This window comes from Thioalkalivibrio sp. ALE16 (genome assembly GCF_000381305.1).
GTDB lineage: Bacteria > Pseudomonadota > Gammaproteobacteria > Ectothiorhodospirales > Ectothiorhodospiraceae > Thioalkalivibrio.
This window is the reverse complement of record NZ_KB906384.1, coordinates 1-10786: the sequence shown is the minus strand read 5'-3', so window position 1 is coordinate 10786 and position 10786 is coordinate 1. Positions and strand designations below refer to the sequence as shown.

Sequence of the window (10786 nt, the reverse complement as noted above, 5' to 3'; positions counted from 1 at the left end):
AGGCGCAGCGAGTTCAGCGCCGCCGGCCCAGCACGTCCGGAGCGAGGTTCCCGGGCGAAATCCGGGTGCCCTTCTTTGGGTACTTTCTTGGGCAAGCAAGAAAGGACCTCGGGGCGCGCTGGCGAGTCAGCGCACGGCAGTATGCGGACCGAAGGCACGTAAACACCGGAGGACGAACCAGGCCTAGCCACAACAGGGCAGGCGGCCAGACGAAGCACTAAACATCAAGGGACGACGGGGCTCAGCCTGCAAGGCGTGAGGGCTTGGCTCAGGTGGTGGCGATCTGGTCGAGCAGGGCGCGATAGCCGGTGCGGTAGTCGGGATAGCGCAGGCGATACCCGCTGGCACGCAGCCGCTCGTTGCGGCAGCGCTTGCCGCAGACCTCGCCGGCCGGCATCGGCGGCGTCCCCGGCGGATCGAGCTCCATCTCCTGCGCCAGCCAGCCGAGCAGCTCGTGGCGCAACGCCGGCTCGTCATCGACCCCCAGATAAAGCGGCTCGGGGTCGTCCAGGTGGAAGAGGTGGGTCAGCAGCCCCACGCAGTCGTCGCGGTGGATGCGGTTGGTCCAGACCGGCGCCTCGTGCTGGCCGCGAATGCCCTCGCGCACTTTGCGCAGGTGATATTCGCGCCCCGGCCCGTAGATGCCGCCAAAGCGCACGACCACACCGGCCAACGGACTGTCGGCCAGCAATTGCTCGGCCTCCAGCAGGCAGCGCCCGGAGAAGCGGGTGGGCTCGGCCGGGGTGGTCTCGTCCACCCAGCGCCCGTCGTCGGCGCCAAAGACCGAGGTGCTGGAGACGAACACGATGCGGCGCGGATGCTGGCGGGCCTGCTCCAGCGCGGCCAGGGTGTTGCGCAGGCCGTCGACATAGGCGCGGCGGTACGCGGCCTCGGTGAACTCGCCCGGGGTGGCGATGAAATAGACGGTATCCAGCGCCGGGGGCAGCGGCGGCAGCGCGTCCGCGCGGGCGAAGTCGCCGGCCAGCGGCTGGATCGGTTTCGGGATGCGCTCCGGCTGGCGGCGCAGGCCCCAGACCGTGTGGCCGGCCGCGGCGAGCTGTTCTCCGACGCCGCAGCCGAGATCGCCGCAGCCCATGATCAGGATGTTGGCCATGAATCAGCGTTCCCTTGAGTGCTTTCGCAACTTAACGTTTCCACAGGTGAAAGACCAGCCCCAATGTGAGGGTTCGACCCCGGGCGATGGCTCGGGCATGCTGGCGGGGACTTCGATGAGGGGGGGTATCGCTTGGGCAAGGCCAGCCGCAGGAAGGGGGGTACATGCGCCTGTGGGTCCGGGCGGGACCGGCCGGCCTGCTGCGGGGCGTTTCTGGACGGTGCGGCCGCGGCCCCAACGGCGGAGGCGCTGATGCGTTCGCGCTATGCCGCCTTCGTGGAGGGGCGCGAGGACTATCTTCTGGCCACCTGGGCCCCGGAGACGCGACCGGAATCCCTGATGCTGGAGCCGGACCAGCGCTGGCTGGGGCTGACGATCCGCGCGACCGGGGCCGGGGGGCCGGAGGACCGGGAGGGCTGGGTCGAGTTCGTTGCCCGCTCGCGGGTGCGTGGCCAGGGGGTGCGCCTGCACGAACGCAGCCGCTTTCGCCGCGAGGATGGGCGCTGGGTGTATGTCGACGGCGAGTTTCCGGGCGCATGATCGAGGCGGATGAGACGACCGGGGCGCCGGTGGCGGCGGCGCTGCTGGAACCGGTACTGGAGTGCCTGCGGGCGCGGCCGTCCGGGCTGACCGAGCATGCCCTGATCGCGCAGTTGCGCGACGCGGGGGTGGCACCTTTTGCCGCCGCGCGGCTGCGCGAACCGTTGAGCCTGTTCCAGACCCACTTCCTGCTGTTTCACTGCCTGTACCGGCTGCGCGACGGGCTGCTGCCGCAAGGCGAGTGGGTGCGCATCCACTGTCTGGATATCGGGATCGAACCGGCGGAGGGCGGGTCACGACCGGGGGCGGCGGGCCTGCCGGTGCTCCGCGATCCGCTGCGGGCCTACTATCTGGACCTGACCCAGCTGGAGCGGATGGATGCGGCCGCGGTGGAGGCGCTGCTGGGCGAGTTCTGGGCCCGCATGGGGCGGGATGAGCGGCGCGACCAGGCGCTGGCGGTGCTGGAGCTGGCCGACCCCGTGGACGCCGACACGGTCCGCCATCAGTACCGCCGCATGGCGCAGCGCCACCACCCGGATCGCGGAGGCGACACGGCAACCCTGCAGCGGATCAACGAGGCGCGCTGGATCCTGCTGGCGGGGGCCTGAGCGCCGCCCGTCGCGGACTCAGTCGTCCGAGTCGGACATGGTGGTCACGAAGGCCTGCTCGACGGTGAAGGTCCCGACGCCCTTGTAGTTGGTCTGGGTCCAGCCGTGCTCGGTGAGCCATTCGCTCATCTCGCGGTTCATGGCCGGGTTGCCGCACAGCATCACGCGGTCCTGCTCCGGATCGGCCGGGGGCAGGTCGAGGATACGGCTCAGTTCGCCGGAGCGGAACATGTCGGCCCCGCGCTGGTTGTTGTCGTACGGCTGCTGCGCGATCGGGCAGGCGAAGTCGTGGTTTTCGCGGGTCACGGTGGGCACGTAGCGCAGGCGGTCGCTGATGCGCGACTCGATCTCCTGGCGGTAGGCCAGTTCTTCCACCGTGCGCACGCTGTGCACCAGCACCGCGTTCTCGAAGTGTTCGAACAGCTCCGGGCTGCGGATCAGCGAGATGAACGGGGCCAGACCGGTGCCGGTGGCCAGCATGTACAGGGTGCGGCCTGGCTGCACGTAGTCGAAGGTGAGCGAGCCGGTGACCTTGGTGTTGATCCAGATCGAGTCGCCCGGGCCGGCCTCGGCCAGGCGACTGGTCAGCGCGCCATCCGGCACATGGATGCTCAGGAACTCCAGTTCCTCGGCCTCGGGCTCGGAGACGATCGAGTAGGCACGCGGGATCAACTTGCCCTCGGGGCGCAGGCCCAGGGTCACGAACTGCCCGTTCTTGAACTCCAGCCCCTCCGGTCGCGTGGTGGTGAAGCTGAAGGTCTTGTCCGACCAGCGGTGCGTGGAGGTAATGCGTTCTTCCGAGTACGGCATGGGTGCGTGGCTTTCCGTTTCTGGTTTGTCGATACGCTAGCAAGTCGCGGCCGCGGCCGCGAAAGCGCCGGCAAAAACCAAGGAAAACACTCAGAAATAAGGGGTCAGTGGCTGGCGTTGTCCGCGGGTTCCAGGTGCTGCTCCAGGGGCGTGGGTTGCGACAGGTAGAAGCCCTGCACGAAGTCCAGGCCGATCTCGCGCAGGCGTTCCATGGTGGCCTCGGACTCCACGCATTCGGCGATGGTGCGCAGACCGAGGACGTGGCCGACACGGTGGATGGCCGTGACCATGGCCGAGTCCACCGCGTTGTGGGCGATGTCGCGCACGAAGCTGCCATCGATCTTGATGAAGTCCACCGGCAGGTTTTTCAGGTAGCCGAAGGACGACAGCCCGCTGCCGAAGTCGTCCAGGGAGAAGCGGCAGCCCATGTAGCGCAGGGTGCGGATCAGGCTCTGGGCCCGCTCGTGGTGGCTGATCGCCGCGGTCTCGGTGATCTCGAAGATGATGCACTGAGGCGGGATCGCGTAGTGCTGCAGGCGCTCCGTGACGAACTCGAGCATGCTCTCCTGGGCCAGCGACTGGCCCGAGAGGTTGATCGCGACGGTCGGGTCGCAGCGGGGGCCGTCAGCGTGCGCCGCGCGATGCCGCGACAGCATCGCGAAGGCGCTGTCGATTACGTGGCGGTCGATGTCCGGCATCAGGTGATAGCGCTCGGCGGCGGGGATGAAGGTGCCCGGCGGGATCAACCGGTCCTCCTCGTCGCGCAGGCGCATCAGCACCTCGACATGGGCCAGGTCCGGATCGGTGGGCCCCAGCGGATGCACCGCCTGGCCGAACAACTCGAAGCGCCCTTCGTCCAGCGCCGCGCGGATGCGGCCAACCCATTCCATCTCCCCGCGCCGCCGGCGCAGGGCCTGGTCGGTGGGCTGCCAGACGTAGATCCGGTTGCGGCCATTCTCCTTGGCGGCATAGCAGGCGGAATCCGCCTGGCTGAGGACCTCGGGCAGGGTCTGTTCCGGGCCGCCGACCGGGACCAGGCCGATGCTGACCCCGACATCGAAGCGCCGGCCCTCCCACTGGAAGCGCAGGGCCTGGACGGTCTCCAGTATTCGCTGGGCGATCGCCTCCGCGCGCTCCAGCGGACAGTGACACAGCAGCAGGCCAAACTCGTCGCCGCCGAGGCGGGCCAGGGTGTCGTTCTCGCGGATCAGGTGCAGCAGGCGTTCGGACAGCTCGCGCAGGAGCTCGTCGCCGGCCTGGTGCCCGCAGGTGTCGTTGATGATCTTGAACTGGTCGAGGTCCATGTAGAACACCACGTGCGGGGTCTGGTCCCCCTGCAGGGTGCGCAGGGCCTCCTCCAGACGTCGCTCGAATTCGCGCCGGTTGCACAGGCCGGTCAGGTCGTCGTGGCTCGCCTGGTGATTGAGCTGCTGGGTCATCTGCCACAGTTCGGTGTGGTCGTGGAGCACGATCACGACGCCCTGGGAGGCCCGGTCCGGTCGCTGCAAGGGAGACGCCAGCATGCGCACCACGCGGATCGCGCCGTCGGCCCGGTGCAGGATGCGCTCGGGCGACTCCGTACTCGCGCCGAGCTTCAGGCACTGTTCCACCGGGTGGTGCACGCTCGCCCCGGTGCGGGTGTCCTCGAGATCCAGGAGTTCGTCCACGCGCTGGCCCTGGGCGGCGGTCGCGTCGACCCCCAGCAGGGCCTGGGCCGCGGGATTGAGGTAGGTCAGGCGTCCGGCGGTATCGGTGGTGATGACGCCGTCGCTGATCGACTGCAGGGTGGTCAGCAGGCGGTCGCGCTCGGCCCCGGTAGCCGCCTCGGCGGCGCGCAGCGAGGTGATGTCCCAGGCGACGCCGAGTACGCCGTCGCTGTCTTTCAGCGGGATCCAGGAAACGCTCAGGTGGGTCCCGTTGACCGAGTCCTCGAACTGGAAGGCCTCGCCCGCCAGGGCCCGCTCGGCGGCCGCGAGGGTGTCGGGGTGATCGGCATAGACCTCGCGGACGTTGCGACCGACGACCTCGCCGGGGCTCAGGCCCAGGGCGTGCAGGCCGGCCCCCTCCGAGAGGGTGAATCGGCCGTCGGCGTCCAGCGCGAACAGGATCAGCGGGGCATGCCGCACGGTGGCCCCGAGCTGGGTCTCGAGGCGCCGGAGGTTCTGTTCCGACTGACGTTCGCGAGTGATGTCGCGGAAGGTCGTGAAGACCTCGATCTCGCCGTCGGTGCGGATCGCATTGATGTGAACCTCGGCCGGGAATTCGCTGCCGTCGCGCCGCCGGTAGCGGCTCTCGAAGTGGGCGGGAAGGCGGTTGTCCGGGTCCGAATGGGCGGCGTCCACATCGTCCTGGGTGGCCTGCAGGTCCAGGTCGGTGATGTGCACGCCGCCGGTCAGTTCGGCCCGGGTGTAGCCCAGCTGCTCGCAGGCGGCCTGGTTGCCCGCGACGATCCCGCCGCGCCGGTCCAGGACCAGATGGGCCTCGGGCGCCTGTTCGAAGATCCGCTGGTAGCGCGTGGTGTCCGGGTGGTCGGGCATGGCGAGGAACGGAGCCTTTCGTGGTGGGCGGGGCCCGGGGGGACGCTGCGTTTGGCCCCCGAGTGTCGCCGGTCGCGCCGATGCTGGCAACCTGCGCCGACCGGACTACCGGAGTACTGGGCTACCGGGGTGCGCGGGTCAGCCGGGACAGGGTCTCCGGCGACGGGGGCACCGCGCCGCGGCGCGCGCGCAGCTGTTCCCGGGCCCAGGCCACGTGTTCGCGCACGAGTTCCGACGGGTGGTCCGTACGGGCGGCGAGGGCGGCCTCCGCCTCCGGGGTTGCCGGGCCGTTGCCCAGGGCCACCGCGAGATTGCGCAGCCACTGCGGATGGCCGATGCGGCGGATCGCCATGCCCTCGGTGCGGGCGAGAAAGGTCGCCTCGTCCCAGGCGAACAGCTCGACCAGGCTGGCGCTGTCGAGACCGTGGCGGGCGATGAAGTCGGGTTCCGCCGAGACCTCGGCAAAGCGGTTCCACGGACAGACCAGCTGGCAGTCGTCGCAGCCGTAGATGCGGTTGCCGATCAGCGGGCGCAGATCCTCGGGGATGGAACCCTTCAGCTCGATGGTCAGGTAGGAGATGCAGCGCCGGGCGTCCAGGTCATACGGGCCGCGGAAGGCCTGCGTGGGACAGACCTCCAGACAGGCGGTGCACTGGCCGCAGTGCTCGCCCGCCGGCTCGTCCACCGGCAGCGGCAGGTCGGTGAACAGCTCCCCGAGAAAGAACCAGGAACCGCTCTCGCGCGCGAGCAGATTGGTGTTCTTGCCGATCCAGCCGAGCCCGGCCCGGGCGGCCAGGGCTTTTTCGAGGATCGGGGCACTGTCGGTGAAGGCGCGGTAGCCAAACGGGCCCACCTCGGCCTCGATCCGGCGCGCGAGGACGGTCAGGCGCTTGCGCAGCAGCTTGTGATAGTCGCGTCCCAGGGCGTAGCGGGAGATATAGGCGCGGTCCTGCCCGGCCAGCTGGATGGCCGGACGCCGGCTGGCCGGCGGGAAGTAGTCCATGCGGACACTGATGATGCGCTGTACGCCCGGGACCAGGGCATCCGGGGCGTGGCGCAGGGCCGCCCGCTCGGCCATCCAGCCCATCTCGCCGTGCGAACCCTGCGCGAGCCATTTATCCAGGTGCCGGCGATCCTCCGCGGGGACCTCGGCGGGGGCGATGCGCACGGCCTGAAAGCCCAACTCGCCGCCCCACGTACGGATACGTTCGGCCAGTTCGGTGCATTGGCGTGGATCGAGGCGCTGAGGCACGATTTGGCTTCCGCGACGGAGGTAATGGCGTGAATCATGAACCCGACCCACAAGCATTGACCAGCGCATTGTTCGACAACGCGGGCATGCGCGCCCTGGATGCCGCCGGTTTGGCCCTGCCCGGGATGGCGCCGGGCGAGCTGATGGAGCGGGCCGGCCAGGCCCTGCTGGACACCCTGCGCCGTCACTGGCCGCAGGCCCGTCGTATCGGCATTGTCTGCGGGCCCGGCAACAACGGGGGCGATGGCTACGTCCTGGCCCGGCTGGCGGCCGAGGCGGGGCTGGAGGTCCGGGTCCATGGCGGGCCGTCGCGGGCCCGCCCCGATTCCGATGGCCGCCGTGCCCACGCCCGCTGGCGTGATGGCGGGGGCGAAGTCCACACGCTGGAATCGTTCGACCCGGCGGCCGCGGAGGTCTGGGTGGACTGCCTGTTCGGGATCGGCCTGGAGCGCCCGCTGACGGATGCCTACGGCGAGCTGATCGAGCGGCTGAACACGAACGGCGCCCCGATCCTGGCGGCCGATGCGCCCTCGGGCGTGGACATCGACAGCGGCCGGGTGCTGGGACGCGCGGTGCGGGCCGAGCGCACCCTCACCATGATCGCGGACAAGCTGGGGCTGCATACGGGCCCCGCGGTGGACGTGGTCGGCGCCGTGGAGGTCGCGCCGCTGGACCTGCCCCCTGCGATCTTCGACGGCGTGGCCCCGGTGGCGCGCCGTGTCGGCCCCTCGGACTGGTCCCGGGGGCTGCCACCCCGACGCCCGGGGGCGCACAAGGGGGATTGTGGGCATGTGCTGGTCGTGGGCGGCGCGCCGGGGTATTCCGGCGCGGCCCGGCTGACCGCGACCGCGGCATTGCGCGCCGGCGCCGGGCGAGTGACCCTGGCCACTCACCCGGAACACGCGGCCTGGGCCAATCTGGAGCGCCCCGAACTGATGGTGCAGGGCGTCCGCGATGCGGGCGAACTGCAGGCGCTGATGCGCCGGGTCGATGTGGTCGCCGTGGGTCCGGGACTGGGGCTGGACGCCTGGGGCCGGGGCCTGTGGCTGGCCGTGGCCGATGCCGAGATGCCCTGGGTGGTGGATGCCGATGCCCTGAATCTCCTGGCCGAGGCGCCGCGTCGGGCCGCGGACTGGGTGCTGACGCCGCACCCGGGCGAGGCGGCCCGCCTGCAGGGGGCGGACCGCGCGGCGATCGAGGCCGATCGGCCGGGGCAGGTCCGGGCCCTGGCCGAACGCCTGGGCGGCGTGGTGCTGCTGAAAGGGGCCGGCACGCTGGTGGCGGCCGCGTCGGATGCCGGGCCGCTGGCCTGCGTGACCGGGGGGCATCCGGGCATGGCCACCGCCGGCAGCGGCGATGTCCTGACCGGTATCATCGCGGCGCTGCGGGCGCAGGGCGCGGATGCGCGCGGCGCGGCCGAGACCGGGGCGGCCTGGCACTGTGCCGCCGCCCGGGTGGCGCGCGATCGTCTGGGCGGGGCCCGCGGCATGCTGGCCGGGGACCTGGCCGATGCCCTGCCGGCCGCTGCCGGGGGTGGGCAATGAACGCGGCATCCGACCCGCTGGTACTGCCGCACCTGGAGGCCACCGAGGCGGCCGGGGCGGCCCTGGCGGCCCTGGCGGCGCTGGATCAACCGAACATCGTGTTTCTCGAGGGGGATCTTGGCGCGGGCAAGACCACCTGGGTACGCGGACTGCTGCACCGGCTGGGGCATGCGGGTGCTGTGCGTAGCCCTACCTACACCCTGGTGGAGCCGTACCGGCTGGCGGATCGCGAGGTCCTGCACTTCGATCTCTACCGCCTGGGCGACCCCGAGGAACTGGAATACCTGGGCGTGCGCGAGGCCTTCGGGGGCGAGGGCCTGTGGCTGGTCGAGTGGCCGGAACGCGGTGCCGGCTGGCTGCCGGCGCCGGATCTGGTCGTGCGTCTGGCGCACCGCACGGCCGGGGAGGAAGGGCGCGAACTCCGCCTGGAGGGCCCGCTCGCCGAGGCCTATCGCCAGGCCCTGCGCGACCAGGGCGTTGCCTCGTAAACCGCCTGTTGAGAGATCGCACCCAGGGGGAGCGGGCTCCAGAGTTGGCCCTCCACGCGCAAAACGAGCGATATCTCGCTCATAAAGAACGAAAATCGCTATTGCTTTTCCAGAAAAAGCGTCCACAATGTAGTCAGAACCCCTGATTACAAAGGGAATCGCCGTGGGCCAACCAACATTGCCGGATCTGCGCCGCCGCCAGCTGCTGCGCGCCATGACTGCCCTGGGGCTGGTCGGGATGCCGTTGCCTGCCCTGGCCCGTACCGGCGTGCAGCGGGTCCGCATGTCGGTGGATGGCGACACCACGCGCCTGGTGTTCGACATGGATGGCGAGGCCGAGTACTCCATGTTCCGCCTGCAGTCCCCCGACCGCCTGGTGGTGGACCTCGAAAACGCGCGGGCGGTGGAGGATCTGGCGGTCAGCGACAACCCGCGCTCGGCGATCAAGGCGGTACGCCATGCCGCGCGCAACGGCTCCGACCTGCGCGTGGTCTTCGACCTGCGCAAGCCGGTGGAGCCGCGCAGCTTCGTGCTGATGCCGGCGCAGGGGGCCCCGCACCGCCTGGTGCTGGACCTGACGGCCGGGGATGCCCCCGCGGCCCCGCGTGCGGCCGAGAACAACGGGTCCTCCCGCCGCGGGCGCTCACAGGAGAACCTGCGCGATGTCGTGGTGGCGATCGACGCCGGCCATGGCGGGCACGACCCGGGCGCGATCGGCCCGGCCGGCACCCGCGAGAAGGATGTGGTGCTGCAGATCTCCAAGCGCCTGGCCGAGCGCGTGGACAACGAGCGCGGCATGCAGGCGGTGATGATCCGCAGCGGTGACTACTTCCTGCCCCTGCGCGAACGCATCGAGCGGGCGCGCAAGGCAGACGCGGACGTCTTCGTCTCCATCCACGCCGATGCCATCGCCAATCGCAGCGTGCAGGGTTCCTCGGTGTACATGCTGTCCGAGCGCGGGGCCTCCAGCGAGGCGGCGCGCTTCCTCGCCCAGCGCGAGAACCAGGCGGACCTGAGCCTGGGCGGCGTGCCGATCAACGGCAAGGACGATTCCCTGGCCAATGTCCTGCTGGACCTGGCCCAGAGCGGCAGCCTGGAGGCCAGCAACACCCTGGCCGAGCGGATGATTGCGGAGCTGCACCGCGTGGGCAAGGTGCGCAAGCCGGAAGTGGAACGCGCCAACTTCGCGGTGCTGCGCTCGCCGGATGTGCCGTCGATCCTGGTCGAGGCGGCATTCATCTCCAACCCCTCCGAGGAGCGCAAGCTGCGCAGCGCCAGCTTCCAGAACTCGCTGGCGGATGCCCTGCTGACCGGCCTGCGTTCGTACTTCTCCACCCATGCCCGCCCGGGCACCCTGATCGCCGACGGCCAGCCGGACCAGCACATCATCCGCCCGGGCGAGACCCTCTCCGGGATCGCGGATCGCTACAGCCTGTCGCTGGCGGATCTGCGATCGGCCAACAACGTGCGCGACGACCGCATCTACGCTGGGCAGATCCTGCAGATCCCGCGCGACTCGTAAGCCCCTCCCCGGGCAACCTGTCACGTCTTGCGGGTATCGGCCAGTCGCCGGCTAGGGAGACGCTGATTGAATCGCACGTCCGCGCTCGAGTCGCTTTTGCGTGCGAACAAGGCGCGGTGACTGCCGTGCAGTCATTCTGCACAAGGGAGCCGCAACGCCGTGCGCATGCAAAAGCGGCCGAGCCCCTGCTTTCAATGGCTTGTGGGGTTGGTGCCCCCTGTTCCCCGATCCTGCGTTGCGCCGCTTGCGGGTAGAACCACTACCCGCTGCACGACGCGCCTTGTCTCGGAAAACAGGGGGCACCAACGCGGACGTGCGATTCAATCAGCGTCTCCCTAGGCACTCCGGCGCCGCCCCGGTTAGGCTAGGCA

9 protein-coding genes are annotated in these 10786 nt (G+C 70.2%); 5 read left to right on the top strand and 4 right to left on the bottom strand.

Annotated features, from left to right (window positions below; translation table 11 throughout):
- Positions 1-268 precede the first annotated feature (268 nt).
- Complete coding sequence (locus F627_RS0115340) at positions 269-1114, bottom strand: SDR family oxidoreductase (protein ID WP_019584578.1); 846 nt, start codon at positions 1112-1114, stop codon at positions 269-271.
- Between the two features lie 132 nt (positions 1115-1246).
- Between F627_RS0115340 and F627_RS0115335 the strand changes: the two genes are divergently transcribed.
- Both F627_RS0115335 and F627_RS0115330 read left to right on the top strand, forming a co-directional pair.
- Positions 1247-1654: a YchJ family protein gene (locus tag F627_RS0115335; protein WP_369771501.1), complete on the top strand. Its 408-nt coding sequence runs from the start codon at positions 1247-1249 to the stop codon at positions 1652-1654.
- Entirely contained in the window at positions 1651-2262 is a 612-nt protein-coding gene (locus tag F627_RS0115330) for a DNA-J related domain-containing protein (RefSeq protein WP_019584577.1), read from the top strand. Before F627_RS0115335 ends, F627_RS0115330 begins: the two co-directional genes overlap by 4 nt.
- Positions 2263-2280: 18 nt before the next feature.
- On the opposite strand, the gene F627_RS0115325 is transcribed toward F627_RS0115330, so the two are convergent.
- From F627_RS0115325 to queG, 3 genes are all read right to left on the bottom strand, one after another.
- Positions 2281-3072 carry a ferredoxin--NADP reductase gene (locus tag F627_RS0115325; RefSeq protein WP_018876122.1) on the bottom strand — a complete coding sequence of 264 codons (792 nt, stop codon included), beginning with the start codon at positions 3070-3072 and terminating at the stop codon, positions 2281-2283.
- A gap of 104 nt (positions 3073-3176) precedes the next feature.
- Positions 3177-5609: an EAL domain-containing protein gene (locus F627_RS0115320; protein WP_019584576.1), complete on the bottom strand. Its 2433-nt coding sequence runs from the start codon at positions 5607-5609 to the stop codon at positions 3177-3179.
- Positions 5610-5730: 121 nt separating this feature from the next.
- Positions 5731-6861, bottom strand: a complete 1131-nt coding sequence (gene queG, locus F627_RS0115315; RefSeq protein WP_019584575.1) for a tRNA epoxyqueuosine(34) reductase QueG — start codon at positions 6859-6861, stop codon at positions 5731-5733.
- A gap of 56 nt (positions 6862-6917) precedes the next feature.
- Here queG and F627_RS0115310 point away from each other — a divergent pair, with 56 nt between their 5' ends.
- The 3 genes from F627_RS0115310 (at position 6918) to F627_RS0115300 (ending at position 10415) form a co-directional block, all read left to right on the top strand.
- The gene (locus F627_RS0115310) at positions 6918-8405 is read left to right on the top strand and encodes an NAD(P)H-hydrate dehydratase (protein WP_026332144.1); all 1488 of its coding nucleotides are present in this window, start codon (positions 6918-6920) and stop codon (positions 8403-8405) included.
- On the top strand, positions 8402-8893 hold the full coding sequence (gene tsaE, locus F627_RS0115305) for a tRNA (adenosine(37)-N6)-threonylcarbamoyltransferase complex ATPase subunit type 1 TsaE (protein WP_019584573.1): 492 nt from the start codon (positions 8402-8404) through the stop codon (positions 8891-8893). The genes F627_RS0115310 and tsaE overlap by 4 nt, the downstream gene beginning before the upstream one ends.
- A 214-nt stretch (positions 8894-9107) precedes the next feature.
- Entirely contained in the window at positions 9108-10415 is a 1308-nt protein-coding gene (locus tag F627_RS0115300; protein ID WP_051074658.1) for an N-acetylmuramoyl-L-alanine amidase, read from the top strand.
- Positions 10416-10786: the final 371 nt, after the last annotated feature.

What these genes read in the sequence shown, in the direction of transcription:
- F627_RS0115340 (WP_019584578.1), bottom strand. Translation starts at nt 1,114, where the DNA reads ATGGCCAACATCCTGATCATGGGCTGCGGCGATCTCGGCTGCGGCGTC.
- F627_RS0115330 (WP_019584577.1), top strand. Translation starts at nt 1,651, where the DNA reads ATGATCGAGGCGGATGAGACGACCGGGGCGCCGGTGGCGGCGGCGCTG.
- F627_RS0115325 (WP_018876122.1), bottom strand. Translation starts at nt 3,072, where the DNA reads ATGCCGTACTCGGAAGAACGCATTACCTCCACGCACCGCTGGTCGGAC.
- F627_RS0115320 (WP_019584576.1), bottom strand. Translation starts at nt 5,609, where the DNA reads ATGCCCGACCACCCGGACACCACGCGCTACCAGCGGATCTTCGAACAG.
- tsaE (WP_019584573.1), top strand. Translation starts at nt 8,402, where the DNA reads ATGAACGCGGCATCCGACCCGCTGGTACTGCCGCACCTGGAGGCCACC.
- F627_RS0115300 (WP_051074658.1), top strand. Translation starts at nt 9,108, where the DNA reads ATGACTGCCCTGGGGCTGGTCGGGATGCCGTTGCCTGCCCTGGCCCGT.